The organism is Serratia sp. A07 (genome assembly GCF_058725505.1).
The window spans coordinates 81306-105813 of record NZ_JBZXDO010000018.1 but is presented as its reverse complement, the minus strand read 5'-3'; the positions used below and the strand labels follow the sequence as shown (position 1 = coordinate 105813).

Here is a 24508-nt window from a genome sequence, read left to right as displayed (position 1 = left end):
GTCGCGTTGCTGCTCCAGCAGATAGCGCTGGGGCACGGTGTCGTCGTATTCGATTTGGTAATTCAGCTTGTTGGGGATTTGTTCTGGCGACGAGATATTGCGTAGCGTGTTGGCGATCAACAGTGAGGCGGTGTTTACCAACGCCTGGCGAACGCGAGCTTGCGTCTGCTCTGAAGGCGCATTGTCGAACTGCGCTTGCACAATGACGACGCCGGCGTCGATTTGTTGGTTCAGCAGCCTGGCGATCGCTTCCGGTTGCCGCGCCTGCTCGTTGAAGGCCAGGGTGACAAACGCGACCCAATCGGCCTGCAAACGGGCATTGACGCGGCTGTCGACGCTGAATCGGCTGCGGGTGAGAAAATAGACCTGGTCTTTTGTTCCCTGGATCGCGCCCGCCAGCCGGCCAGACTCCTCATGGGTCAACGCCATTTTGGACTGTTCAAATTCGACGCTGTAGGCGGCAGCAGCCGGCCGCTGCGCGAAGTGCAGCCACAGCGATTGCTGGATCTCCTCCTGCTCCAGGGTGATGGTTTCCGGAGCGGGGACGAAATGGCGGCGGATATAGTCCTCGATCGCAGCCCTGTCGACCGGCAGCTTCGGTGCGATGAAGGTCGCCAGGCCGCCGCCGGGGCTGGTCAGCAAATGCAGCGAGCTGATCTTGCCGGCCGGCGTTTCCTGCACCACCTGCGGCGTATAGCTGCCGTAGGTGTAACAGCCGCTGGGGCGCGTTTGGTCGTGAAACGCCAGCGCGCGGTCAAGAAGAAAGAAGTTTTGCAACGTACGTTGCGGATCCAATTCGTCGGTCATGGTGTATCACCCTTGATATCGATCGTTTGGTCGCCGGTGACATAAGGCGACCAGGGGCCAGTGGGAGTCTTGTAGCGGAAGCCGGCGGCGAAAATGGAGGTGACGTTCCATTTGTAGACGAAGCTCGGCTGCGAATGCGTAAAAGTGCGGTCGCTGGTGCGCTCGCTGTCCTGGGGCTGAAAACTCAGTACGGCGCTGAGCGACTGCGGCGGCAGCCGAACGGTGATCGTCGCCTGCTGTGCGCCGAACTGCGGAAAACTGTAGGCGCCGATGGTGGCGTTTTGCACGATCGGGGCGGGTACCGGGACGGCGCCGTCGCCGGAAAGCGAATAGGCGGTCGCCTCGGCAAAAGTCGGGTCGCCCAGGATCGGTGCGCTGAAATAGGGCGCCGATGCGCTGAGCGCCCACGTTTGGCGCCAGTCGGCGGAGTAATAGGGGCCGCCAAGTCGGCTTTGCTGGGCGAACGTTGGGTCGAGATACAGGGTCAGGAAGCGGCAAGGCAGCGCGGCGTAATCCAGTACCAGGTTATCCTCGTCGCAGCGACGTTGTTCGCCGGGCAACGTGCGGTAAACGCCGTCTTGCGGGTAATTCACGCGGATCTGGTAGAAAAACGGCTGTGCATCCAGCGCGCTGTTGTGAAACTTGAAGGTTAACCAGGTGCGGTCGGGGCGCAGCGCCAGCGTTTGCGTTTGCTCGATCGGGTAGATATTGCCGGGCGGTACGGTCAGCTGAATATCGATCGTAACGCCGGATTGCAACCCCAGCGGGTAGGCGTAAAAGACGTTGATCTCTCGCTCTCCCGCCGGCAGCGGCGGTGCGGTGGTACGATGGATAATGGTATCGGGCGAAACTTTGGCGATCTGCTGCGCGGCGGCGAACGGATCCAACGTGAAGCAAAGTGGCCGCTGAGTCAGCGCGACATTGGCCAGATCGCACCGGGTCCGGCCGGTATGCGGGGGCGGCGTCAGAAGGATCTGCGCCACATTGCCGGCGGCGGGGCCGGCAGACGGCGCACCGTACAGGTTGTATAGCCGATCGAGCAAAGCCTGGCTGAGCAACAGATCCCCGGCCGGATCGTTAGCCGGTGGCGGTGGGTCGATGTCGAGCGGCAAGTGGGTGAGGTTGCGGCTGAGGTAGAGGGTCAGCCCGTCGTAGGGAAAGACAATCCCGGTATCGCCCACGGCATGGGCACCTTCCACGCCGGCGGCCAGGGCCAGGATCAGCGCAAGGGCATCAAATTCCACCCGGTAGGCCAGACGCGGCGATACGCCTTCGACGAAACCGTCCAGACGCGCGTTGAAGCCTATCGTCTCATCGAGCAGGGTGCGCTCGATCAACTGAGTGCTCGCCGCATTGAGCAGAATGATGAATTGACTGCACTGTGCCGAATACCAGGTGGTGTCGTAGTGCCGGCCGTACAGTTCGCTGTGGTAGTCGATGGGCACGTCGAATCCCAGGCTGCCCGGCAAGACCGGCAGCGCCTTCACCGCACAATCCGGATACTGTTGCTTGAATACCTGCAGGCTTTGTTCACCGGCGAACTGCAATTGCGTGGTGAAATTCAGCCAGCCGTAGAGGCTTTCGGTACTGTAGCTGCGCACGATATCCAGCGAGAAAGCCAACGGGTCGGCCGCCAGAATGCTGAGCGCCTGCGGATATAAATAATAGGCGTCGTTTTGCCGATACGCGGCGACGAAACGTTGATCATCGCAGATAATAATGCGTTGGAAGTCGGGGTAGCCTTCATACATGATATTATTCTTCCGCTGCATTGATCATATTGTGGTAATCCTGGTGCCACTCGGCAGGCAGCGTTTTCAGCACGTTTTTAGGGCGTTGGTGATATTCGTCTTCATAGAGGTGTTGAACCAGCGCGTCACCGACCAGCACGCCGTTAGCATAAAAAGTACTGATGGCGCATTGCGTTTTTTGCAGCGGAGAGTCAGCGCTGAGTTGCAGGTTACAAACGGTTAACTCACCGGACTGGAGAGAGAGGGCGGTAATTTCGCACTCACCGTGCCGAGTTTTAAGACGCATGCCTGAGGTCAATTCACGGGCGAGACAAATACCGTCTGCGGTGACGAAAGGGTGCCCCAGGCTGGCTTTTATGCGATATTCACGTGCCGCCTGGTCGCGGGCGGTAATATCAATGTAATGCTGCTCCTGCCCCGTGGTGATATTCTCAATGCGTCTGGGGTGGTTATTGCCGCAAATAACGAATTCATCTGCCGTGAGGGCATTTATCGGCTTTTCTGTCCCATCCTGCATTAAAATCAACGTATCCTCTGCCAGGCAGCCATAAATAATCTGCATCGGTTTGATTTGTACGGTATTGAGCAGGCGGCGATCCGGATCGCTTTCTTTGGGCGCGTTAGTAATAAAGGCGGCGATGCTGCGGCCTTCGACATCAAGCGTAATTTTAAAAACGTAATAAACCATCTCACCGGATTCAAAATCGACGCGGTTGAATTTCAGCCAGTCAAGATCCCAGGTGATGTTATTTCCGCTGATTCGGGTTGCGGCAGAATTAAAAATATTATAGCCGCCGTAAGGGGTGATCGGATCGCCGCCGGCGCGGGTGCGGATAAGATAAATGGTATTGCTGGCGTTGACCGGCTTGCCATTGCTGAGATCAATATTGCCAAAATAGGTGATGTTGCCTTTTATCGGCACTTTAACCGTGCCGTCCTGATCGTAGCCGGTGCGATAATCACAGTCGCCATCGTCACGCGTCAGGCAAATCTTGATCATGCGCTGGTTATACAGATTCCTCGGGGAATCGTTGATCATTTCTTTCGGGTAGCTTTGCGTCGTGACGATTTCGGCGCCGTAAACGGTTTGCTGGCCGACCGTTTGCGCGAAGGTATAGATCACCGTAACCGGAAAGCTGCCGCCGGTCTGGCTTTGCGGATAGTCACCGCTGGCACCGATGGTGCAGTCCGCCGTGTAAACGTAGTCGCTTTTGTATTCCACCTTGCCGACGTTATCGGCGCCGCCGTCGAACAGGCCGAGGGTTTGCGTCACATTGGTCGCCTGAACCGGCAGAGAGCCGATGGCGTCGGTTTGATAACGTTTACCGTCGGTGGAATCCAGCCTGACGATGCTGTACACCGGCTGAGCGCCGCTGGTGTTGGCCTCGCTCATCCGGCCTGCGACCCGTTTGACGCGTTTCGTCTGCTGCCAGAGCTGGGTGAATTGCGGTGCGGCGGCGGCGGTGACGCCGGCCAGTTTTAATTGAATATCATAAAATTCGGTTAAAACCGGATCGCCTGGCTCGATAAGAAATACGCCGCTGTTCTCGTATCGGTCGATAACGTTTTTTACGATGCGTTTCTCATCTGACGTATAATCTTTTGCGAGCATAATATCGGCACCAATAAATTAATGGCATTGCCAGAGATGCACGCCATCATCATGGCGTGCCCATCGTTTTTAACAGGCGTTATTTGCAGGTTTCTTTACAGTAAGCGTAAATGGCGCTCAGGCAATCTGAAGATAAATACTGTTCGAATTCCGCATCGGTGGGTTCAATATCGACATCCAGCGTCATTGCATAAAGCTCTTGAGCAAACATGTCTTTAGTGGCAGCGGGTTTGTTTTTAAAATAGGCTTTTATTTTGCCTTTGCTCACTTTCCGAATCCAGGCAAACTCACCGCCAATGGCCACTTTCCCGGTGAAAGTGAAGTCTTTACTGGTATAAACGCTGATGTCATTGGGGTAAACCTGATATCTTACCACCTGTTCCACGCCGATATTTTGATTGGTTTCTTCCCAGGTTTCTCTTTTTATTACATTCAACGCAAAGTTGTTTCCATCGACCGGGCCATCTTTAGCATCGGCGGTGCCGCCAAATAACATCGGGCAACCTCTGGCAAAACCTTCGTTCTTTAACCCTAATAGAATAAAATCGGAATTGCCGACAGCTTTGGGCGCGCTATCAAGAATGACATACTTTTTAATAGGCATAGTCAGATCCTTATACGCAGGATGGTATAAAAAGGAGGTGGTGAATCGCTTTGTCGCCGCGTTTTACTCACATTCAACAATAGCAATGGCGCTTGAAAAAGCAATACATACATAAAAATAAATTAAGTGTTTATTCTTGCATAACAGATAATCAATAAAATCACGGCGTTGTAAAAGAGGAGGAATAGTTTAAGAAATCAAAAAAAAAGAATGTTTTTTGCGGTTTTTATTTTCTTATTGGCTTTAATTTTAATAAATCAATGTGTTGAGTGTGGTTATGATTTTAAATGGCTCTAATCATTAGTTGTTTAATCTTTTATATATAGTGAATTAATTTATCATTACTGTGCGCATCATTGACGGAGTAATAAATAAAATTCGCAGCGGAATGATTGCCACGGTGAGCAATCAAGACGGATGAGGCGGGGCAGCAGGCTGCCCCAGGTCAGGGTTTAGGTTAACGCCCGCAGGCTGCCGATCTCTTCCCAACCGAAATGCGCCGCTTCGGCCAGCACGTCGCACACTTCGCCGCCGGCGGCAACCACTGCTGCGTCGAGCGCGGCGCCGTGCAGCAGATGGCTCACCAGCAGTGCGGTGAACAGATCGCCGGTGCCTTTGACCGCCGATTTGACCTTCGGATGGGTAAAGCACTGCGCTTCCTGCCGGGTGACCAGCATTAAACCCACTTCGTCTTCGTGCTGTGCCACGCCCGGCGCGCTGGTGACCAGCACCCATTCGGTGGTGTCGTTCAACAGCGCCTGCGCGGCGTGTTGCGTCTGCTCCCGGCTGCTCAAAGAGCGGCCGCACAGCTGCTCCAGTTCGAAACCGTTCGGCGTCAGGCCGTTGGCCAGCCGCAGGAACGGCGAGCGATAGCAGTTGACGATGCGCTCATCCACGTAGATCCCTTCGCCGTAATCGCCCATCACCGGATCGATATAGATCTTTATCTGCGGATTGAGGGCGCGCACCCGCTGCAGCCAGTTGGCCAGAATATGGCATTGCATCACGTCGCCCAGATACCCGACGATCACCGCCCGGGTGCGTTTCATCACGCCGCGGGCGATCAGATCGTCGAGAAAGCCGCCGAACCACTCGCCGGAGATGACGCCACCGTGCGGTTTGCCGTAATAGGGTGGACAGCCGAACAGCACGCTGGGCACCTGCAGCGCTTCCAGCCCCTTTTTCAGCAGGGCGCGGTAGGCGATACCGTTGCCGACGCTGCCGTAGACCACCTGAGATTGAATGCTGATCACGTCGATGGACGGTGACCGTAAGGGTGAAGTCTGTTGCATGAGTTACATCCTTGGTTCGTTATTATCCAGCCAGCGGGCGAACACCTGCCGCGCACGCTGTTCCAGCTGTGTGCCGTGGCGCGCCGCCTGTTCGCGCAGGTTTTGGGGCGCGACGCCGGCCAGTTCCAGCTCGCAGGCATGGCCAATCAGCCAGCGTTCGATATCGCGATGATCCGCCTCCAGATGGAACTGCAGGCCGAGCGCAAACCCCTGATAGTCGAAGGCCTGATGCGGACAAACCGCCGTGCCGGCCAGGCAGCGGGCGCCCTCCGGGATCGTGAACATATCGCCGTGCCAATGCAGCACCGGCGTATCGGCCAGCGGCGCCAGCGGCGAGTCGTCTTCCGCCGCTAGCGTGGTCAGCGGGGCGAAGCCGATCTCTTTGACGCCGAGCGAGATCACGTCGGCACCCAGCGCCTGGGCGATCACCTGAGCGCCGAGACACACCCCGAGGGTCGGCCGCCGCTGCGCCAGGCGCTGTTTGACCAGCGCCAATTCATAGTCGAGAAAATCATAGCGCAGCGCGCCGGAAAAGTGCTGGGCAGCGCTGATCGGCCCGCCGAGCACCACCAACAGATCGGTCTCTTCATTATTGATAGCACGAATATCATCGCGGCCGGCATCGTAATAGTCGATCTGATAGCCACGCAGCGAGAGCAGGGAACCGAGGATGCCCAGGTTTTCAAAATTGACGTGTCGAATGGCGACGGCTTTTTTCATTGTTTAACCTCGTGAGCGTGGGTGAACGGCGTCAGCGCCAGCGACTCGCCCAGCACGGTGATGCCTTGCGCGCCGCTCTGGTAGACGATACGGCGTTCGCTGACCTGGCTGAGTTGCACCTGATAACCCTGCGCAGCCGGGAACAGCGCGCAGGCCTGCTCCAGCTGATCGGCGGCCCAGGGGGTGAACATCTCCAGGCGGGCAAAGGCTTTTCCTGCATACTGAATGTCGAGCACGTAATGTTTATCCATGGAACCCCTTACTTTTGGCCGCGGAAGCTGCTAATCTTGTTTGAACTAGTACAAAAGGATTTATGTATGACTTCATTGTATGCAAAAGGCGGCGGCGCTGTCCAGATTGCCGAGCAGATCGCCGCACGCATCAAAGGCGGCACGCTGCGGCCGGGTGAGCTGCTGCCACCGGTACGCCAGCTGGCGGCGGAGCTGGAGGTCAATGCGAATACCGTCGCCAGCGCATACGGCCGATTGCGCGATGCCGGTCTGGTGGCGACGCGTGGGCGGGCGGGAACGGTGGTGCTGGAACCGCCGCTGGCGGCGGTGAGTGCGGCCTATACGCCGCGCCAGGTGCCGGCGGGAATGTGCGATCTGGCCAGCGGCAATCTGGATGCCGCCCTGTTGCCGGCGTTGGCGCTGGGCGCGGCGGAGGGATTCCCGCAACAAAACGGCTATGACATCAGCGGCGATCTCCCGGTGCTGACCGGCCTGGGGCGCGAGTGGCTCGGCCGCCAGGGCGTTAGCCTGGGGGAGCCTGCGGTATTCTCCGGCGCGCTGGACGCGATGGAAAAGGCGCTGCGCTGCCATATGCAGCCGGGCGCGGCGGTGTGGGTGGAAGATCCCTGCTGGCCGCCGCTATTGACGCTGCTGCGCCACCTGCGTTTGCGGCCGCTGCCGCTGGCGATGGATGAGCAGGGATGCCGGTTGCCGGAAAGCGGAGCGGCGGGCGCGGTGATCCTGACGCCGCGCGCCCACAATCCGACCGGCGCCTCGCTTTCTGCGCAACGCGCGCAGCAGTGGCGGCGTTTTCTCAGCGCTAATCCGCAGTGTCTGGCGATCGTCGACGACTTCTGGGGGCCGCTGTCGCAGCAGCCGCTGCATCTGCCGTTCGACGGTGATCGCGGCCTGTACGTGCTGTCGCTGAGCAAGTTTCTCAGCCCGGATCTGCGCATCGCGCTGGCCTGCGGTAACCCGACGTTGCTGCAGGCGATGCGCGCCGATCAGTACATCAGCGAACGCTGGGTCAGCCATATCTTGCAGCAGATTGCCGCCAGACTGTGGGGGCAGGCCTTGCAGGAGGGGCAGCTGCAGCGGGCGCAACAGGCGTATCAAGCCAGAAGAGATGAGCTGGTGCGATGGCTCAACGCGCTGAATCACACGGCGCTGGCGGTGGGTGAAGGGCTGCATCTGTGGTTGCCGGTGCGGTCGGAAACCGCCGCCGCGCAGCTGATGGCCCAGCGGGGGTGGCTGGTGCAGGGCGGCGAACCTTTCCGCCTGAAGGGCGACCCTGCGATCCGCGTCAGCCTGGCCAACGTCGTGCCGGCGCAGCTGGCGCCGCTGGCGCAGGATCTGGCCGACGCCATGCGGGCCAGCGCGGCGATCAACTAGGCCGGTGTCAGGCTCTCCTCCGCCAGCAACTGCAGTGAGGTGAGCCGGGCGCTCGGTTCGCCGATCGGCGTGTCGATGATGAACTCGTCCACGCCGTAGCGCTGCTGCAGCTGCGCCAGTTGCTGATGCACCTGCGGCGCAGTGCCGAGCAGGATATGGCTTTCTCGGGGTTCGATGCGGTAGTCGGTGGCGCCGGCCTGCTGCACGAAACTCTCCGCCTGGGCCAGGCTGCCGACGGTCACGCTCTGCTCACCGGCGACGTGCACGCGGTATTGCTGAATATCCGCCGCCAGCGCCGCGGCCTGTTCCGCGTTTGGCGCCGCGATCGCCGCCACCGCCAGCAGCGCCTTGCGGCCACCGCTCAGTGCGGTGTAGTGCGCCAGCGCCTCGCGGATATCCTGCGGATTGCCGTTCAGATGCGCGGCGAACACGAAGGCCCAGCCGGATTCGGCCGCCAGCGTCGCGCTCTCTTTGCTGGCGCCGAGCAGAAAGCGCTGGGCGGCGTGCGGCGGCAGCGGTGTGGCGCTCAGTCCCGGCTCGGCGTCGTCGTTCAGATAGGCGGTCAGCTGCGACAGCTGCTGCGGGAAAGCCGGTTTGTTTTGGCGGTCATGAGCGGCCTGCAGCGCCTGGGTGGCGAGCGGCAGCCCGCCGGGCGCTTTGCCCACCCCGAGATCGACGCGCCCCGGTGCCAGCGCCGCCAGCAGGTTAAAGTTTTCGGCCACCTTGTAGGCGCTGTAGTGTTGCAGCATTACGCCGCCGGAGCCGATGCGAATGCGCGACGTCTGGCCGAGCAGGTAGCCGATTAGCACTTCCGGCGACGGGCAGGCGAGCTGCGGCGTGTTGTGGTGCTCCGCCAGCCAGAAACGCCGATAGCCCCAGCGTTCCGCCTGTTGCGCCAGATGCAGCGTGCGCGCCAGCGCCTGAGCGGCGCTTTCCCCGTCGGCGATCGGACTCTTTTCCAATATGCTCAAGGCATAAGCCATTTTCCCGCTCCTTTCCTCATCAGATATGCCTGACAAATACCATGCGGGCGGCGCGCGCCTTAATACTGATTGGCGATAGGATATTCCATTGATCCAAAACGGATTTGGATATGCGCAGAACGGTAAAGCGCCGCGATGTTATCCCTCGAGCCAGGCCTTCAGACGAATGGCGTCACGGTAGTGGCCGTAGCGCGGCTGCGCGCCGAGCAGGATCATCACCACCGGTTGTCCTTTGATGGTGGTGCGCATCACCAGGCAGTGGCCGGCCTCGTCGGTAAAGCCGGTTTTCTGCAGCTGAATCTGCCAGGCCGGGTTATTGATCAGGCCGTTGGAGCTGCGGTAGACCAGCTGGCCGCGACCGGGGCGCACGATCTGCTGCTTGTCGGTGCTGAAGCGGCGAATCGACGGGTAGCGATAGGCGTGATTGACCATCTTCAGCAGATCGTTGGCGGTCGCTACATTGCGCGGCGTCAGCCCGGTCGGATCGTAGAAGCGGGCGCGTTTCATGCCGATGGCGCGCGCTTTCTGGTTCATTTTCGCCACGAAGGCTTTGCGCCCGCCGGGATAGCTGCGGCTCAGCGCCGCAGCGGCGCGGTTCTCCGAAGACATCAGGGCGATGTGCAGCATGTCGCGGCGGCTGAGCACCGAGCCGATGGTCAGGCGCGAGTGGGTTTTCTTCAGCAGATCGCGATCGGCGGCGGTGACCTTGAGCGGGCTGCTCATCGGGCGTTTGCTGTCCAGGGCGACCATGGCGGTCATCAGTTTGGTGAGCGAGGCGATCGGCAGCACGCGGTTCGGCTGCTTTTGATAGAGCGTCTTTCCGGTGCGTTGATTGACGACCAGCACCGACTTGGCATTCAGTACCCGCGGCGGCGTGGCGGCATGCACGGGCGCCAACACGAACAGCAGGCTGAACAGGAGGGCGGCGCCGAAGCGCCGGACGGGCAGACGGAGAAAAGCGAGAGATAAAAGCATAACGACGGCAATAATGACCCTAAGTGATTAAAAAATATCAAAAGAGTCTGCCCGGCAAATGTGAAGGAAATAGGGTGATATTCGCTCAAACTGTTACAGCAGCCCGCGTTGCCGCAGCGTGAAGCGGGTGGCCTCGTTCAGATCGTACTCCGCCAAGCGCTCGCGCGGCACCCAGGCGTAGTCGTCAAACTCGTCGTTGATCGTCACGTCGCGGTTGGCGGCATGGCAGTCGAAAATCAGGTAAATCATATAGATTTGCTCGCGGCTGCCGTCGGCGTAGGTTTTGATGCGCACGTCGTCGCGGAAGGTCCAGGGCGTGATGCTGTCGAGGATCAGCGCGGCGCCCAGCTCTTCGCGCACTTCGCGTCGCAGCGCCTGTTCTATTTGCTCACCCGGCTCGACGCCGCCGCCGGACAGCGCCCACTGGCCGGGGAATACGCCCTTGTGCGCGGCCATCTTGCACAGCAGGAAGGCGTTATCGTTTTCAATCAGCGGGCAGACAATGATGCGTTGGCGCATGGATGACTCCTGTCAAAAAACAAACCCGCAGGATAGCAGGTTTGGGGGCGCGGGGCAGCGAGACAGGTCGCGTTCTACGCGGCGGCGGGAAATCCGATTGGCGCTTGCTATACCACCGGCTTTGTCTTCTTCAACGGGAAATCAATCGCCGATGTTAATAAGTATCAATTAGTATGATTTCTCTTCAGGATAAAGAGGGCTTTTTAACCTGTCACGGAGTGGATAACGCATGCTTAATGGAATAAAACCGCTGTGCCTGACTCTCTTGCTGTTGCTGTCGGCCTGCCACAGCGCGTCGGTCAGACCGCCACCTCACGACGCTACGGCGTTTGCCCCTATCGATCCAACCAAGTCGCTTTTTCCGTTGGACAATTATTCGCAGTCTGTCGATAAATGGCTGCCTCCCGGCCCGCAGCGGCAGGTCGCCGTGCTGGATGACGCTGCGCAGCAACGTCATTTCTCTGCCCTCAAATCCCACTATTTTGGCATGGGGCCGAATGAAGAGTCCCCCTGGAATCCGCATTACATCGCTTCCGTCTTGAGCCGTGAAGCGGAAAGCCACCGTGATGCCGCAATGGATAAATATCTTGGAAATGACAGCGTTTCCTGGGGGGAAAACTTCAGGACTCACGCTGAGCGCTGGAAACAGCAGGTCAGGAATAATGCGTCTGTCGGCATTGACAAGGCTTATCATTCTTCGGCCAGAGGTATTGCGATTAGGGAAACGCTGGTCAGGATGTTGCCGACAGACGATCCGGCTTATGACGATCCGCGTCTGGCAGGGCAAGGTTATCCCTTTGATAATTTGCAGGACTCTTCTATCCGCCCCGGTACACCGGTATACGTTGTGACGGAAAGTCGCGATAAACGCTGGAAATACGTCATATCGCCTACGGTGATCGGCTGGGTGCATAGCGAAGATATCGCGGCGGCGGATCGGCGGTTTGTCAGCGAATGGCTGGCGCTGGCAGGGAAAAATTTGGGGGCATTCATTCAGCAGCCGGTGTCGGTACAAGAGGGGGAGCTGTTTTATTTTACGGCGCGTCATGGCACGGTTCTGCCATTTTACCGTCACCGGCAGGGTGTTTTTAAGGTTGCCGTGCCGGTACGCCGGGAGGATGGTCGCGCGCAAATTCGCCGGATCGATTTAAAGGAGGGGGAGTTTGCCGCCATGCCGTGGCGAATGACGCCAGACCATCTTGCCACGCTGATGCGTTCGATGAGCGGCAGGCCCTACGGCTGGGGGAATGATAACTTCAATAATGACTGCTCTTCCGAACTGCGCAGCCTGTTGATGCCTTTCGGGGTGTTTCTTCCCAGGAATTCCGCCGCGCAGATAGAGGCGGCAAGCCGAGTGGTCGATCTCAGTCAGGCGAACACGGATGAGCGGCTGCGCTATCTCAAGGAGCATGGCAAGCCGTTCACCACGCTGGTCTACATTCCGGGCCATATCATGCTGTATATCGGCAATGCGGCGATTAACGGCCGGAGTGTCCCGATGACGTACCAAAATATCTGGGGCCTGCGCCCGGCAGATTCAAAAAGCCGCAGCATTATCGGCGGCGCAGTCTTTTTCCCGCTTCTGGCTACCTACCCGGAGGATCCTGAGCTGACCTCGCTGGCGGGCAAGGCGCAGTTCAAACTGGGTTTTATTGAGTAACGTCTGAATGCCTATCAAGTGGCCGCCTTGACGGTCTCTTGATAGGCGAGGGCAAGCGGGGCGTGTTAATTGCCTAGCCGGTTTTTGATGATTTTATTATGTTCATCCGTCAGGTTGGCGTAATTCCAAATAAACAATCCGCCAAGATTAAAATCCAGAACCTGATCGATAAAGTAATTTAAATTCCAGTCGGTCAATCCCCGGGTCGTCAGGGCAAGAATGCATTTTTTATTCTCGGCGCCGTTGACCAACGATTGTTTTAATGCCGGGATGACATTGGCGAGAATATCGTCATCGCTCCACATCGCTGCGGCATAGCAGTAATGAATAAAGCGATCGCACTGGCCTGACAGGATGATTTTTCTGACTTTCTCGTTGAGCTTTTTACCATTTTCCGTATTGGGATGATTGTAGGAATAGCCGGCAATAAAACCCAGGCTGGTCTCTTTTCGGGCCTCTTTTAGCCGTTTCATGGCTTCGATGACCCGTTCGGTGTTCATATTGCATTCGTCATCAAAATCGACGCCGTCCCAGCCCCGGTCTACCGTGGCTTCGACGATCCTCAACACTTCATCCTCATTTGCCGGCTTTTGCTGTGGGGAGCATCCGCCGCCGCCATAAACCCAGAGCGTCTTTCCTTTAAAACCGGGGAGAGTATCGGGTTTGTTTTGCTTTTCCGGGCTCCATCCTGGATGCGCTGATGTGCCCGTGGTCAATCCATCAAGGTTGGTGACCATGCCATACATCATGACATCGAACTCTTTGAGAGGTTGGCCAGTCAGAGACTGGCTCCATCCGCCTGTAATAAACGTATTCATTGTCGTTATCTCCTTATTGGTCGTGTTCCTTAAATAAATATGTCTTGCGTGATGGAGGGTACCAGTCTCTATATTCATGTTGCCATTGTGCGGTCGCTGAGCGGGCAAGGGATGAAAACGATGTTGAATGGCGATGACGTTTTTATGACGAAAATATTAATCATCGGGAACGCTGAAAATCATTAACGCCGATAGATAAAGATTGCTATAACAGCGGGGACGATCTGGGTTAACGGCGAAAGGCAGGATAAGGCGTTATGGTGCAACGGTTGGCGGAAAAGATGCACAAGCTTGATTTCGATGATGAAGTGACCGGGCTGATCTACGGCCATGCGTTTCGTTCCGGTGAACCGCCGATGCGCCTGAACTCACAGCAGGTTTGCCAGGCCTACCAGGCGTTGCCCCCCGGCGACGGTTTTATCTGGCTGCACCTCAATCTCAACCACGCGGCGGCGGAGAAGTGGCTGAAAAATCATTTCGCCATTTCCGATTTTTTCTTTCACGAGATTCGCCACGGCTCCCACACCACGCGCATCGAGCGCCAGGGCGACGATCTGTTCGCGGTGCTCAACGACGTGATTTTCCACCCCGAGGACAGTAACCCGGAGACGGCGACGCTGTGGCTCTATTGCTGCCGTGGGCTGGTGGTCACCGTACGCCACAAACCGGTGCGACTCATTGAACGGCTGCTCGGCCGCCTGACGGCGCTGCAGCTGGCCTCGTCCACTGAACTGCTGGCGCACCTGCTGGAAGAGCAGGAGGACGTGCTGGAACAGGTGGTGCGGCAGGCCAACCAGTATGTCGATACCATTGAGGACCGCTTGTTGACCCGCCGCGTCAAACGCAACCGCGCCGAGCTGGGACGTATGCGCCGCATGTTATTACGCTTTCAGCGCCTGCTGGCGCCGGAGCCGGCCGCGCTGTTTCGCCTGTTGAACCGGCCGCCGACCTGGCTCAGTCGCGAGGTGGTACAGGATCTGCGGCAGTTTACCGAAGAGTTCACCGTGGTATTGAACGATCTCGCCAGCCTGACCGAACGGATCCGGCTGCTGCAGGAGGAGCTGGGCGCCAAGCTGATGGAGCAGAACAACCGCACGCTTTACACGCTGACGGTGATTACCGTGCTGGCATTGCCGATCAATATCGTCGCCGGTTTCTTCGGCATGAACGTGGGGGGGATCCCGCTGGCCAGCAATCACCACGGTTTTATCCTACTGGTGTTGCTGGTCGGCAGTTTTACGCTGATCGCCGGTTATCTGGCGTTCAGGCGCAGGGACGAGACGTAATTACAGGCGGGCGCGGTACTCTTCTTCGAGCCGGGCATGGGTGCTCCAGAACGGCTGCGGCGCCCGATCGTGCAGGCGATCCAGCAGGATATCCAGATGGGTGTGCCAGCCGCCGGCGACGCTGAGCATTTCGTCGCGGTTGGCCAAGCGCCGGTGGGTGACCGTCAGCAGCACGGCGCTTCCCTGTTCCGTCAGTTCGAAAGTCACCTCGGAAGGACGGCCCTGATCCTGTTCGGCCCAGGTAAAGCTCAGCAGGCGCGGCGGAAACAGGCAGGTGATGTGGCCGCGGTTGCTGACGCAGCCGCCGTGCTGTTTGTACTTGGCCGGCGGTGGTTCGTGCTCGCCCGCCAAATCGGAGTTGCGAAACTCCAGCTCCAGCGGTGCGCCGTTTTCCAACTTCATGGCGCCGGCCGCCAGCCAGGTGGCGCGCTTGTCGGATTCGGTCAGGTAAGCCCACACCCGCTCGATGGGGCCGGGCAGCAGCCGCTGGATGCGCAGCGTGCCGGGTTCGATAATCATGCCGTAATCATTCATGGTTCACTCCTTGGGAGGAAGCTGTTCGGGCTGCAGCAGCGCCTGTTCGAGCGCATCCAGCCGTTCAGTCCAGAAATGTTCATAGGTTTGCAGCCATTGCATGGCCTGCGCCATAGGCTCGGGTTCGAGCCGGCAGATATGGTTTCTTCCTTGCACGGTGCGTTGCACCAGGCCCGCATGTTCCAGTGCTTTCACGTGCTTGGAGGCGCCGGCGAACGACATTTGCAGCGGCGCGGCCAGTTCGCCGATGCTGCGTTCACCGCCGGCCAGCGCGCGTAACATCGAGCGGCGGGTCGGATCGGCCAGCGCATGAAAAATGGCGTCCAGCTGTGAGGAAGATAATTCAACCATATGGTTGAATATAGAACAGGCAGGCTAATATTCAACCGTTTTGTTGAATATTTTTTGCCCCGGCGAAAAACCGGGGCGAGGTTCAGGCGTCGGCGTGCGCCAGCAGCGCGTTCAGCAAGACGTCGGCACCGGCGGCGGCCCAGGCGGGGGTGATGTCTTCCCGTTCGTTGTGGCTGATGCCATCCACGCAGGGAATGAAAATCATGGCGGTCGGCGCGACGCGATTAAGGTAACAGGCATCGTGGCCGGCGCCGGAAATCATGTCGCGATGGCGATAGCCCAAGGCTTGTGCGGCGTGGCGTACGCTGTCGATGCAGCCCCGATCGAAAGCGATCGGAGGATACTGAAAGATGCGCTCGGCGCGAGCGGTCAGGCCGCCTCCGTTGACGTGGTTTACCGCCGCCAGCAGGCGCTGCTCCATCTGCTCCAGGGTTGCTTCCTCTGGATGACGGAATTCGACGCTGAAAAAGACCCGGCCCGGCACCACGTTGCGTGAATTGGGGGTGATTTGCGCCATGCCCACCGTGGCACGCGCATCGGGCGCGAAATCCCAGCCGATACCGTTGACCGCCGTCACCAGCTCGGTGAAGCCCAGCAGGGCGTCGCGGCGGCGATCCATCGGCGTGGTGCCGGCATGGGCGCTGAAGCCGACGACTTCCAGTTCGTACCAGCGCTGCCCTTGTGCGGCGGTCACGACGCCGATGTCGAGGTGTTCCGCTTCCAGAATCGGCCCCTGTTCGATGTGCAGCTCGAAGGCGGCGTGGATCGGCATGCCGCCCACCGGGTGTTCGCCGGCGTAGCCGATGCGTTCCAGCGCCTCGCCGAGGCTGATGCCATGCTCGTCGCGGCGCGACAGGCCGTACTCGAGATCGAATACCCCGGCGAACACCCCGGAGGCGATCATCGCCGGCGCGAAGCGCGCGCCTTCTTCGTTGGTCCAGTTGATCACTTCAATCGCGCGTTCGGTGACGATCTGCCGATCGTTAAGGCTGCGAATAACCTCCAACCCGGCCAGCACGCCGTAGATGCCGTCGAAACGGCCACCCTGGGGCTGCGAGTCGCCGTGAGAACCGGTGACCACCGGCGCCAGCTCGGGCCGCGAACCTTCACGGCGCAGGAACATGTTGCCCATTCGATCGACGCGCACGCTGCAACCGGCCTCCAGTGCCCAGAGACGCAGCTGATCGCGCGCCTGCCGGTCCTCTTCGCTGAGCGCCAGGCGGGTGACGCCGTTGTCGGCGATGGCGCCGAACTGCGCCATCGCGTGCAGGCTTTGCCACAGGCGCTCGCCGTTGACCCGATACGTCATTGTTCTTCTCCCGGCGTTTTGGCGGTGTAGCGGAAATCGCAGCAGGGGGCGCCGGACATGATGGTTTGGCTGCGCTGCAGCTCGACCTCCGGGGCATAGCCGACGATAAACTGGCTGTCGCGCGCGCAGGAGAGCAGGTGGCCGATTTCCCCCAGCCCCATCTCGTGATACATCTCGGCATAGCGGCAGCGGGTGACGTTATAGTCGAAGTGCTGTTCGTCCTGGTTGATCACCTCGACGCGCAGCGCATCGTCTTTTTCCCACAGGTACTGCAAGGCGGCGAAGCTGCGCAGATCCGCGCCGTTCGGCTCCTGTGCGGCGAACTGCTTGCCTGCCGCGATGGCGGCATTCTCGATGGCTTCGCCGATCACCGCCTGAGCGCGCACCTTGCCGATTTCACGCACCAGAATCTGGTAGATCGGTTTGATGATCTCCGCTTCGATCTTTCTGCGGGCCAAAATGCCCAATTCGTTGTTTGCACAGCTCATCGCCTTGCTCCTCTTGATTTATTGTGGTTTGGCGCCGCCCAACACGGTTTGCGGCTGCCATTTGCCGTCCACGACCCGGTACAGGGTGAAGCTCGGCTGTTGCAGGTAGCCCTGCGCATCGAAGGCAATGGCGCCGGTCACGCCCTGGTAATGTATGGCGCGCAGTTTCGGCAGGTAATCGGCCGGATTGGCCGAGCCGGCCTGCTCGATGGCGGCGATCAGCACCCGGGTGGCGTCGTAGGCGAAGGGCGCATGCAGTTCGATGTGGGTGTGGTAACGATCGCGGTAGGCTTGTTCAAACGCCTTGCCGCCCGGCATCTGTTCCAGCGGTAGCCCTGGCTCCAGTGCCACCACGCCTTCGCCTTCCCGCTGCGCCAGCGTCAGGAAGGTCTGGCTGACAAAGCCGCCGGCGCCCATCAGCTGCGCATTCATGCCCAGCTGTTTCAGTTTGCGCGCCAGCGGTGCCGCCTGGGAATCCACGCCGCCGAAGAAGATCAGATCGGCGTTTTTGCTGCGCACGGTGGTCAGCACGGCGCTGAAATCGACGGTCTTGTCGTCGACGTACTCGCGGGTGACCGGCTGCACGCCCTGGGCCTGCAGCGATTTGATGAACTCGTCTGCCAGCCCCTGGCCGAAGGCGGTGCGATCGTCGATCACCGCGATGCGCTGGGCTTTCAGCGTTTTCACCGCATACTGCCCGGCATAGTTGCCGCCGTCGTCGTCGTGGCCCATCACGCGGAAGCTGGTGTCAAAGCCTTGTTGCGTGTAGCCGTGGCCGGTGGCGACCGGTGCCACCTGGGCGATGCCGGCGTCGTGGTAGATACGCGCCGCCGGGATGCTGGTGCCGGTATTCCAGTGGCCGACCACGCCGGCCACGCCTTCGTCGACCAAACGCTGCGCGACGGCCACGGCGGTGCGCGGATCGGACTGATCGTCCTCGGACAGCAATTTGAAGGTGACCGGTTTGCCGTTCAGCGTCGGCTTTTGCGCGTTGGCGTCGGCGATCGCCAGGCGCGCGCCGTTTTCGAGATCTTTGCCGATGCGCGCGGAAGGGCCGGTCAGCGGCCCGGCCAGGCCGATCAACACGGTGTCGTCCGCCAGCGCCGGAAGGCTCAGGATCATCGTTACGGCGGCCAGCGCCAACGGCTTGATGCGAAAGTTCTGCTGCATGTCATACTCCTGGTGCGGTTAAAGGTAGCAACGGTTATTCACCCAAATAGATCTGTTTGATTTTTTCATCGTCCAGCATCTCGGCGGAGCGGCCGCTGTGGCTCAGGCTGCCGCTGTCCAACACATAGGCGCGATCGGTAGACTCCAGCGCCAGGCGGGCGTTTTGCTCGACCAGCAATAGCGTGACGCCGTCACGAGCCAACTGTTTGATGACCGAAAAAATGGCCTCCACCACAATCGGCGCCAGCCCCATCGACGGTTCGTCCAATATCAACAGGCGCGGGCGGCTAAGCAGCGCGCGGCCCATCGCCACCATCTGCTGCTCGCCGCCCGAAAGCAGCCCGGCCGGTTGATGCAGGCGTTCGTTCAGGCGCGGGAAGGTGGCGCATACCCGTTCGAAATCGTGCCGCACCGCCGGTTTGTCACGGCGCGCATAGGCGCCCAGCTGCAGGTTTTCTCGCACCGTCAGGCGGGTGAAAATGCCACGACCTTCCGGCACCATCACCAGCCCCTGTTGCAGCAAGCGGTGCGGCGGCACGCCGCGAATCGAACGGCCGTCGAACAGGATGTCGCCCTCGAACGGCTGCAGCCCGGTCAGCGCCCGCAGGCTGGAGGTCTTGCCCGCGCCATTGGCGCCGATCAACGTGACCTGCTCGCCGGCGTTGACCATAAAATCGATGCCTTTGACCGCGTGAATGCCGCCGTAAGACACTTTGAGTCGTTTAACGCTCAGCAGGGCTTCAGACATGCGCGCCGCCTCCCAGATAGGCCTGAATGACCGCCGGTTCACGCCGAACCTGCGCCGGTTCGCCTTCGGCAATCGCTTTGCCGTAATCCAGCACCGTCAGGCGATCGCACAAACCCATCACCAGCTTGACGTCGTGTTCGATCAACAGCAGCGTTTTGCCGCTGTCGCGAATGCGCAGCAGCAGCTCGCGCAGCGCCACTTTTTCTCCGGCGTTCATGCCGGCCGCAGGTTCGTCCAGCGCCAGCAGCCGGGGCTCGGTTGCCAGCGCGCGGGCGATCTCCAGACGGCGCTGGTGCCCGTAGGCGAGATCCCCGGCGCGGTAATGGGCGAATTGGCCGATGCCGACATACTCCAGCAGCGCATGGGATTTATCGCGTACCGCCTGTTCTTCCTCCCTGGCGCGGCGGTGGCGGGCGATCGCTGCCCACAGGCCGTTGCGGGTGCGTACGTGGCAGCCGACCATCACGTTTTCCAGCACGCTCATTTCGTTGAACAGCCGCAGGTTCTGGAAGGTGCGGGCGATGCCGGCCTGCGCCACTTTATCGATCGCTTGGGGCTTATAGCGCTGGCCCTGCAGGCGAAATTCGCCCTCGTCGGCACGGTACAGGCCGGTGATCAGATTGAAGCAGGTGGTTTTACCGGCGCCGTTCGGCCCGATTAGGCCGTAGATCTCCCCCTGGCGGATGCTCATGCTGACGTCATCCACTGCCGTCAGGCCGCCGAAGCGTTTGCTGACGTGGTGTAAAGCGAGCAAAGGCGTCATGCGGCATTCCCTCTTAGGTGGTGGGCCGGCCACAGGCCCGCCGGGCGATACAGCATCACCAGGATCAGCGCCAGGCCGTAAAACAGTTGGCGGATAATTTCCGGGTCGATCAGCACCTGGCCGAACAGCGCCTGCTGCAGCGGCCCCATGCTGCTGCGCAGCAGCTCCGGCAGAGCGGCCAGCAGTAGCGCACCCAGGATCACGCCGGGGATGTGCCCCATGCCGCCGAGCACCACCATCGCCAGTACGGCGATCGACTCTTGCAGGGTGAACGATTCCGGCGACACGAAGCCCTGAAACGCGGCGAACAGCGCGCCGGCCACGCCGCCGAAGGTGGCGCCGATGGCAAAGGCCAGCAGCTTGAAGTTGCGGGTGTTGATGCCCATCGCCCGCGCGGCGTCCTCGTCTTCGCGGATCGCCGTCCACGCGCGGCCAATGCGCGAGTTTTGCAGCCGCAGGCTGATAAACAGGATCGCCAGCAGCAGCGCGGCGAACAGGTAGTAATAGAGGTACAGGCCGGAGAAACGCACGCCGAACCACTCATGCATGCCGGAAAACTTCAGGCCGAACAGGCTGACCGGGTCGATGCCGGAAATGCCTTTGGGGCCGTTGGTGAGGTTGACCGGGCGGTCGAGGTTGCGCATCAAAATACGCACGATCTCGCCGAAACCGAGCGTGACGATCGCCAGATAGTCGCCGCGCAGCCGCAGCGTCGGCGCGCCGAGCAGAATGCCGCACGCCGCCGCCAGCAGCGCCGCCAGCGGGATCAGCCACAGCATCGACAGGTGCAGCCCATCGGGGAACCACTGCAGCAGCAGCGGGAACTGCTGCGTCAGATGCGGTGACGACAGCAGCGCGGCCAGATAGGCGCCAACGGCGTAAAAAGCGATAAAGCCCATGTCCAGCAATCCGGTCATGCCCACCACGATGTTCAGCCCGAGCGCCAGCATCAGGTACAGCAGCGCGAAGTCGACGACGCGCACCCAGTAGTTGCCGCCGGCGGCGCCCGCCACCCAGGGTGCCAGCAGCAGGGCGAGAATGAACAGCGTCAGCCCCAGCCTGGCGCGCCGAGGCGTGGCCAGAGGAAGCGAGGAAGTTAAAACGGTCATCGTGATGTCCTTATGCGCGCGTGGCGATGCGTTCGCCCAACAGCCCGGAGGGGCGGAAGACCAGCACGGCGATCAGCACCAGAAACGCGAATACGTCCTGGTAGTTGCTGCCGAATACGCCGCCGGTCAGCTCGCCGAGATAGCCGGTGCCCAGCGATTCGAACAGCCCCAGCAGCAAACCGCCGAGCATCGCGCCGCGCAGGTTGCCGATGCCGCCGAGCACGGCGGCGGTAAAGGCTTTGATGCCGGGCAAAAAGCCCATCGAGAAACCGGCGTTGCCGTAGTTGCTGGCCATCATGATGCCGGCTACCGCCGCCAGCGCGCCGCCGAGCGCGAAGGTCAGAACGATGATGCGGTCAGGACTGATGCCCATCAGGCCGGCGACCTGCGGGTTTTCCGCCGTGGCGCGCATGGCGCGGCCGAAACGGCTGTGTTCGACCAGCAGCCAGAGGCCGGCCATGACCGTCACGGCCACCGCCAGCGTGACGATCGCGGTGCCGGTGATCACCGCCGGCGCATGTTCGGCGCTGCCTGCGGTCAGGGCGATGGGCGTCATCGGCAACAGCTGCGGAAACATCAGGGGATTGCGTGACCAGATCAGCATCGCCAGGGTTTGCAACAGCAGCGAGACGCCGATGCCGCTGATCAGCGGGGCCAGGCGCGGTGCATTGCGCAACCGGCGATAGGCCAGACGTTCGATCGCCATCGAGGTGATGGCGCAGACGGCCATGGCGAACAGGGCCGCCAGCAGCAGCGTGGCGTAGGGCGGTAACGCGGGAAAATGATGCTGCAACACGCCGATCGCCGACAGCGCGCTGAGCGCCCCGACCATCAGCACGTCGCCATGCGCGAAGTTGATGATGCGCAGGATGCCGTACACCATGGTGTAGCCGAGCGCGATCAGCGCATAGATGCTGCCGAGCATCAAACCGTTGACGGTCTGCTGTACCAGCGTATCCATAGGGAGAGTCCGGAGATAATGAGTCAGGAGGCTCACAGTAGAGAATTTAAAAAAATTGTAAAATACGGAAAAATACTTTCTTATACAAAAAACGAGTGATTTTAATGCTTTGATTTTTATGTATATTAAATAAATACTTCTCCTGGACTTTCCATAAAACAATCGATATATGAAAAAAACAGAACAGTACGATGAGCCGTTGCCGATGTTGCCGAACGATCCGCCGCTGCGCGCCGTGCGGGCGTTCGAGGCCATCGCGCGCCTGGGCAGCATCAGCGCGGCGGCGAAGGAGCTGATGATTTCGCCTTCGGCGGTCAGCCATCAGCTGAAAACGCTGGAGGCATTCTTGCAGATGCCGTTGACCGAAAGGCAGGGGCGCCATCTGGTGCTGCGCGGCGAGGGGCGGGAATATTACCGCTCGATCCGGTCGGCGTTTAACGTGCTGCGCCAGGCGACCGAACACGTGCGCGAGCAGTCCGCGTCGCGGCAGGTCACCATCAGCCTGATCCCGCTGTTCGGCATGGGCTGGTTCATTCCGCGGCTGCGCGGCTTTCTGCGGGAAAATCCGGATATCGACATCAATGTGGTTTACGCCAACCACCGCAATTACCTGAGCGACGCCGCCGATCTGTCGATCCGCTTCGGGGTTGGGCAGTGGACCGGCTATCGCAGCGAAAAGCTGATGTCCGGCCAAATGGTGCCGGTGTGCAGCCGGGCATTCAGTAAACTGCACGGTTTGCTCGATACGCCGGATCAGCTGGCGGCGCTGCCGCTGCTGCACGACGAGGAGCGTAATACCTGGATGCAATGGTTTCAGCTGGCCGGCGTTAAACGCCCGCTGCGCAGCATCGGGCCGATGTTCGAAGACGGGTTGCTGACGCTGGCGGCGGTGCAGGCGGGATTGGGGTGTGCATTGATGCGCGAGCCGTTGATCGCCCAGTACCTTGAAAGCGGCGAGTTGATCAAAATGTTCGATCTGCCGATAGACGACGGTCGGGATTATTACCTGTGCGCTCGCTTGGATAGCGAACTGTCGCAGGAGGGTGAAAACCTGCGGCAGTGGCTGCGCCGCGAAGCCGATGAGCGCCGGCTCGCTTAAAACTCGACGTCCTCCAGGCTGAAAAACGCCGTTTGATCGTTGTAGGAGAAGATTTCGCCGTAACGGCCCCAGTTGATCACCGTATCCAGCGTCTCTTTGGCGGCGCTGTCCGACAGCGAATCCTCCAGCTCCTGCTCGAAACGCACGCGCGGCGCGCGGTGCCCCGGCCGCTCGTCCAACACGTTTTTGATCAGCGCGGCCAGCGGCACATAGCGCAGCAGATGCTCCGCGAACAGCACTTTGCGCGCCTGAACGTCGCCGTCGGCGAATGCGCGCGCCGGCGGCGTCAGGAAGATGTCGCCTTCACGCACGTCGGCGAAGCCCAGCGACTGCAGCACTTCGGCGATGGGGAACAGCTCATCGACCTCCAGATGCAGCGAGAGGGCGATCTCCGGCATGTCGGCACGGCCGAAATAGGGCGCGGCGGCCAGGGTTTCGATCAGGCCGGCGATCAGGTTGGTGGACACGTGCGGCAGCCGGGTGCCGAGCTTCAGCCCTTTCTTGACGTTGCCGTCGGTCGGGCGGGCGGTCATCTTGGCGTACACATCGTCCACCAGGCGGCGGAACTGCGGATCCAGCCGGTTGCGCGGGTGGCTGAACGGCACCTTGATTTCGGCGATCACCCGGCCGGGGTTGGAAGAGAGCAGCAGAATGCGATCGCACATGAAGACTGCTTCCTCGATGTTGTGCGTGACGATCAGCACCGATTTGATCGGCATTCGCCCCTCGGTCCACAGATCCAGCAGGTCGGTACGCAGCGTTTCGGCGGTCAACACATCCAGCGCCGAGAACGGCTCATCCATCAGCAGCAGCGTCGGATCCACCACCAACGCGCGCGCAAAGCCTACGCGCTGGCGCATGCCGCCGGAAAGCTCGCGCGGGTAGGCGTTTTCGAAGCCGTCCAGGCCGATAAGATCGATGGCCGCCAATGCCCGCTCGCGCCGTTCGGCAGGGGCGACGCCCAGCGCCTCGAGGCCGGCCTCAACGTTTTGCAGCACCGTCAGCCAGGGGAACAGCGCGAAGGTTTGAAACACCATGGCGACGCCTTTGGCGGGGCCGTTCAGCGGCTGCCCCAGGTAGTTCACCGCCCCGGCGGTGGGGGCAACCAGGCCGGCGATGATGCGCAGCAGCGTCGATTTGCCCGAGCCGGAGCGGCCCAGCAACCCGACGATCTCGCCCGCCCGCAGTGACAGATTGACCCCGTCGAGGATCAGCAGCTCGCCATGTGCCTTGTCATAGCCATGGCTGACCGCGTTGACCGCTAAAATTTCCTCGCCGGGCGAGTGTGTCGCCTGCGTTGGGTGAAGGTCTGACATCTGAACGGCTC

General features: G+C 60.3%; 24 protein-coding genes and 1 pseudogene. 4 read left to right on the top strand and 21 right to left on the bottom strand.

The window, feature by feature from the left end; translation table 11 throughout:
* The 7 genes and pseudogenes from AC4PR2_RS17775 to AC4PR2_RS17745 form a co-directional block, all read right to left on the bottom strand.
* Positions 1-807, bottom strand: a pseudogene (locus AC4PR2_RS17775) (hypothetical protein); the annotation flags it as partial.
* Positions 804-2558: a hypothetical protein gene (locus tag AC4PR2_RS17770; protein WP_492175326.1), complete on the bottom strand. Its 1755-nt coding sequence runs from the start codon at positions 2556-2558 to the stop codon at positions 804-806. The gene AC4PR2_RS17770 and the pseudogene AC4PR2_RS17775, both read right to left, overlap by 4 nt.
* A 4-nt stretch (positions 2559-2562) precedes the next feature.
* Positions 2563-3831, bottom strand: coding sequence for a Hint domain-containing protein (locus tag AC4PR2_RS17765; protein WP_492175325.1), 1269 nt, complete (start codon positions 3829-3831; stop codon positions 2563-2565).
* Between the two features lie 418 nt (positions 3832-4249).
* On the bottom strand, positions 4250-4774 hold the full coding sequence (locus AC4PR2_RS17760; RefSeq protein ID WP_492175324.1) for a hypothetical protein: 525 nt from the start codon (positions 4772-4774) through the stop codon (positions 4250-4252).
* A gap of 452 nt (positions 4775-5226) precedes the next feature.
* Positions 5227-6066, bottom strand: coding sequence for a pyridoxal kinase (pdxY, locus tag AC4PR2_RS17755; protein WP_055315530.1), 840 nt, complete (start codon positions 6064-6066; stop codon positions 5227-5229).
* 3 nt (positions 6067-6069) lie between these two features.
* On the bottom strand, positions 6070-6786 hold the full coding sequence (locus AC4PR2_RS17750) for a glutamine amidotransferase (RefSeq protein WP_443014508.1): 717 nt from the start codon (positions 6784-6786) through the stop codon (positions 6070-6072).
* Entirely contained in the window at positions 6783-7037 is a 255-nt protein-coding gene (locus AC4PR2_RS17745) for a hypothetical protein (protein ID WP_004938217.1), read from the bottom strand. The genes AC4PR2_RS17750 and AC4PR2_RS17745 overlap by 4 nt, the downstream gene beginning before the upstream one ends.
* Positions 7038-7103: 66 nt before the next feature.
* On the opposite strand from AC4PR2_RS17745, the gene AC4PR2_RS17740 reads away from it, so the two are divergent.
* Positions 7104-8408 (top strand): aminotransferase class I/II-fold pyridoxal phosphate-dependent enzyme, encoded by a 1305-nt coding sequence (locus tag AC4PR2_RS17740; protein ID WP_197756951.1) that lies wholly within the window; start codon positions 7104-7106, stop codon positions 8406-8408.
* Here the strand turns inward: AC4PR2_RS17740 and AC4PR2_RS17735 are convergent.
* The 3 genes from AC4PR2_RS17735 to nudI form a co-directional block, all read right to left on the bottom strand.
* A complete protein-coding gene (locus AC4PR2_RS17735) occupies positions 8405-9391 on the bottom strand; it encodes an MsnO8 family LLM class oxidoreductase (RefSeq protein ID WP_060418708.1) in 987 nt (328 codons plus the stop codon). The genes AC4PR2_RS17740 and AC4PR2_RS17735 overlap by 4 nt on opposite strands.
* 138 nt (positions 9392-9529) lie before the next feature.
* A complete protein-coding gene (gene pbpG / locus AC4PR2_RS17730; RefSeq protein ID WP_225528750.1) occupies positions 9530-10366 on the bottom strand; it encodes a D-alanyl-D-alanine endopeptidase in 837 nt (278 codons plus the stop codon).
* A gap of 93 nt (positions 10367-10459) precedes the next feature.
* On the bottom strand, positions 10460-10885 hold the full coding sequence (nudI, locus tag AC4PR2_RS17725; protein ID WP_060418714.1) for a nucleoside triphosphatase NudI: 426 nt from the start codon (positions 10883-10885) through the stop codon (positions 10460-10462).
* 229 nt (positions 10886-11114) lie between these two features.
* On the opposite strand from nudI, the gene AC4PR2_RS17720 reads away from it, so the two are divergent.
* Positions 11115-12545: a C40 family peptidase gene (locus AC4PR2_RS17720; RefSeq protein WP_492175323.1), complete on the top strand. Its 1431-nt coding sequence runs from the start codon at positions 11115-11117 to the stop codon at positions 12543-12545.
* Between the two features lie 65 nt (positions 12546-12610).
* Here AC4PR2_RS17720 and AC4PR2_RS17715 read toward each other — a convergent pair whose 3' ends face one another.
* Complete coding sequence (locus tag AC4PR2_RS17715) at positions 12611-13363, bottom strand: hypothetical protein (RefSeq protein ID WP_089186015.1); 753 nt, start codon at positions 13361-13363, stop codon at positions 12611-12613.
* A gap of 257 nt (positions 13364-13620) precedes the next feature.
* Between AC4PR2_RS17715 and AC4PR2_RS17710 the strand changes: the two genes are divergently transcribed.
* A complete protein-coding gene (locus AC4PR2_RS17710; protein WP_060439873.1) occupies positions 13621-14649 on the top strand; it encodes a transporter in 1029 nt (342 codons plus the stop codon).
* On the opposite strand, the gene AC4PR2_RS17705 is transcribed toward AC4PR2_RS17710, so the two are convergent.
* The 9 genes from AC4PR2_RS17705 to AC4PR2_RS17665 form a co-directional block, all read right to left on the bottom strand.
* Positions 14650-15183: an SRPBCC family protein gene (locus AC4PR2_RS17705; RefSeq protein ID WP_060418727.1), complete on the bottom strand. Its 534-nt coding sequence runs from the start codon at positions 15181-15183 to the stop codon at positions 14650-14652.
* 3 nt (positions 15184-15186) lie between these two features.
* Positions 15187-15534 carry an ArsR/SmtB family transcription factor gene (locus AC4PR2_RS17700; RefSeq protein WP_060439874.1) on the bottom strand — a complete coding sequence of 116 codons (348 nt, stop codon included), beginning with the start codon at positions 15532-15534 and terminating at the stop codon, positions 15187-15189.
* Positions 15535-15616: 82 nt separating this feature from the next.
* A complete protein-coding gene (locus AC4PR2_RS17695; protein ID WP_197756948.1) occupies positions 15617-16843 on the bottom strand; it encodes a Zn-dependent hydrolase in 1227 nt (408 codons plus the stop codon).
* Positions 16840-17331: an L-2-amino-thiazoline-4-carboxylic acid hydrolase gene (locus AC4PR2_RS17690; protein ID WP_060439876.1), complete on the bottom strand. Its 492-nt coding sequence runs from the start codon at positions 17329-17331 to the stop codon at positions 16840-16842. Before AC4PR2_RS17690 ends, AC4PR2_RS17695 begins: the two co-directional genes overlap by 4 nt.
* Positions 17332-17349: 18 nt before the next feature.
* Positions 17350-18453, bottom strand: a complete 1104-nt coding sequence (locus tag AC4PR2_RS17685) for a branched-chain amino acid ABC transporter substrate-binding protein (protein ID WP_492175327.1) — start codon at positions 18451-18453, stop codon at positions 17350-17352.
* An 82-nt stretch (positions 18454-18535) separates the two neighbouring features.
* A complete protein-coding gene (locus AC4PR2_RS17680; protein ID WP_180547264.1) occupies positions 18536-19249 on the bottom strand; it encodes an ABC transporter ATP-binding protein in 714 nt (237 codons plus the stop codon).
* A complete protein-coding gene (locus AC4PR2_RS17675) occupies positions 19242-20012 on the bottom strand; it encodes an ABC transporter ATP-binding protein (protein ID WP_087762766.1) in 771 nt (256 codons plus the stop codon). Before AC4PR2_RS17675 ends, AC4PR2_RS17680 begins: the two co-directional genes overlap by 8 nt.
* Positions 20009-21121 (bottom strand): ABC transporter permease subunit, encoded by a 1113-nt coding sequence (locus AC4PR2_RS17670; RefSeq protein ID WP_197756601.1) that lies wholly within the window; start codon positions 21119-21121, stop codon positions 20009-20011. Before AC4PR2_RS17670 ends, AC4PR2_RS17675 begins: the two co-directional genes overlap by 4 nt.
* A 10-nt stretch (positions 21122-21131) precedes the next feature.
* Entirely contained in the window at positions 21132-22082 is a 951-nt protein-coding gene (locus AC4PR2_RS17665) for a branched-chain amino acid ABC transporter permease (protein WP_060418744.1), read from the bottom strand.
* Positions 22083-22251: 169 nt separating this feature from the next.
* On the opposite strand from AC4PR2_RS17665, the gene AC4PR2_RS17660 reads away from it, so the two are divergent.
* The gene (locus AC4PR2_RS17660) at positions 22252-23181 is read left to right on the top strand and encodes a LysR substrate-binding domain-containing protein (RefSeq protein ID WP_060418747.1); all 930 of its coding nucleotides are present in this window, start codon (positions 22252-22254) and stop codon (positions 23179-23181) included.
* Here AC4PR2_RS17660 and AC4PR2_RS17655 read toward each other — a convergent pair.
* Positions 23178-24497: an ABC transporter ATP-binding protein gene (locus AC4PR2_RS17655; RefSeq protein ID WP_159318062.1), complete on the bottom strand. Its 1320-nt coding sequence runs from the start codon at positions 24495-24497 to the stop codon at positions 23178-23180. The two genes, AC4PR2_RS17660 and AC4PR2_RS17655, sit on opposite strands and share 4 nt — an antisense overlap.
* Positions 24498-24508 lie beyond the last annotated feature (11 nt).

What these genes read in the sequence shown, in the direction of transcription:
- AC4PR2_RS17735 (WP_060418708.1), bottom strand. Translation starts at nt 9,391, where the DNA reads ATGGCTTATGCCTTGAGCATATTGGAAAAGAGTCCGATCGCCGACGGG.
- AC4PR2_RS17700 (WP_060439874.1), bottom strand. Translation starts at nt 15,534, where the DNA reads ATGGTTGAATTATCTTCCTCACAGCTGGACGCCATTTTTCATGCGCTG.
- AC4PR2_RS17705 (WP_060418727.1), bottom strand. Translation starts at nt 15,183, where the DNA reads ATGAATGATTACGGCATGATTATCGAACCCGGCACGCTGCGCATCCAG.
- AC4PR2_RS17685 (WP_492175327.1), bottom strand. Translation starts at nt 18,453, where the DNA reads ATGATCCTGAGCCTTCCGGCGCTGGCGGACGACACCGTGTTGATCGGC.
- AC4PR2_RS17670 (WP_197756601.1), bottom strand. Translation starts at nt 21,121, where the DNA reads ATGACCGTTTTAACTTCCTCGCTTCCTCTGGCCACGCCTCGGCGCGCC.
- AC4PR2_RS17665 (WP_060418744.1), bottom strand. Translation starts at nt 22,082, where the DNA reads ATGGATACGCTGGTACAGCAGACCGTCAACGGTTTGATGCTCGGCAGC.
- AC4PR2_RS17655 (WP_159318062.1), bottom strand. Translation starts at nt 24,497, where the DNA reads ATGTCAGACCTTCACCCAACGCAGGCGACACACTCGCCCGGCGAGGAA.
- AC4PR2_RS17680 (WP_180547264.1), bottom strand. Translation starts at nt 19,249, where the DNA reads ATGTCTGAAGCCCTGCTGAGCGTTAAACGACTCAAAGTGTCTTACGGC.
- AC4PR2_RS17695 (WP_197756948.1), bottom strand. Translation starts at nt 16,843, where the DNA reads ATGACGTATCGGGTCAACGGCGAGCGCCTGTGGCAAAGCCTGCACGCG.
- AC4PR2_RS17690 (WP_060439876.1), bottom strand. Translation starts at nt 17,331, where the DNA reads ATGAGCTGTGCAAACAACGAATTGGGCATTTTGGCCCGCAGAAAGATC.
- AC4PR2_RS17720 (WP_492175323.1), top strand. Translation starts at nt 11,115, where the DNA reads ATGCTTAATGGAATAAAACCGCTGTGCCTGACTCTCTTGCTGTTGCTG.
- AC4PR2_RS17770 (WP_492175326.1), bottom strand. Translation starts at nt 2,558, where the DNA reads ATGTATGAAGGCTACCCCGACTTCCAACGCATTATTATCTGCGATGAT.
- nudI (WP_060418714.1), bottom strand. Translation starts at nt 10,885, where the DNA reads ATGCGCCAACGCATCATTGTCTGCCCGCTGATTGAAAACGATAACGCC.
- pdxY (WP_055315530.1), bottom strand. Translation starts at nt 6,066, where the DNA reads ATGCAACAGACTTCACCCTTACGGTCACCGTCCATCGACGTGATCAGC.
- AC4PR2_RS17675 (WP_087762766.1), bottom strand. Translation starts at nt 20,012, where the DNA reads ATGACGCCTTTGCTCGCTTTACACCACGTCAGCAAACGCTTCGGCGGC.
- AC4PR2_RS17710 (WP_060439873.1), top strand. Translation starts at nt 13,621, where the DNA reads ATGGTGCAACGGTTGGCGGAAAAGATGCACAAGCTTGATTTCGATGAT.
- pbpG (WP_225528750.1), bottom strand. Translation starts at nt 10,366, where the DNA reads ATGCTTTTATCTCTCGCTTTTCTCCGTCTGCCCGTCCGGCGCTTCGGC.
- AC4PR2_RS17740 (WP_197756951.1), top strand. Translation starts at nt 7,104, where the DNA reads ATGACTTCATTGTATGCAAAAGGCGGCGGCGCTGTCCAGATTGCCGAG.
- AC4PR2_RS17760 (WP_492175324.1), bottom strand. Translation starts at nt 4,774, where the DNA reads ATGCCTATTAAAAAGTATGTCATTCTTGATAGCGCGCCCAAAGCTGTC.
- AC4PR2_RS17660 (WP_060418747.1), top strand. Translation starts at nt 22,252, where the DNA reads ATGAAAAAAACAGAACAGTACGATGAGCCGTTGCCGATGTTGCCGAAC.
- AC4PR2_RS17745 (WP_004938217.1), bottom strand. Translation starts at nt 7,037, where the DNA reads ATGGATAAACATTACGTGCTCGACATTCAGTATGCAGGAAAAGCCTTT.
- AC4PR2_RS17750 (WP_443014508.1), bottom strand. Translation starts at nt 6,786, where the DNA reads ATGAAAAAAGCCGTCGCCATTCGACACGTCAATTTTGAAAACCTGGGC.
- AC4PR2_RS17715 (WP_089186015.1), bottom strand. Translation starts at nt 13,363, where the DNA reads ATGAATACGTTTATTACAGGCGGATGGAGCCAGTCTCTGACTGGCCAA.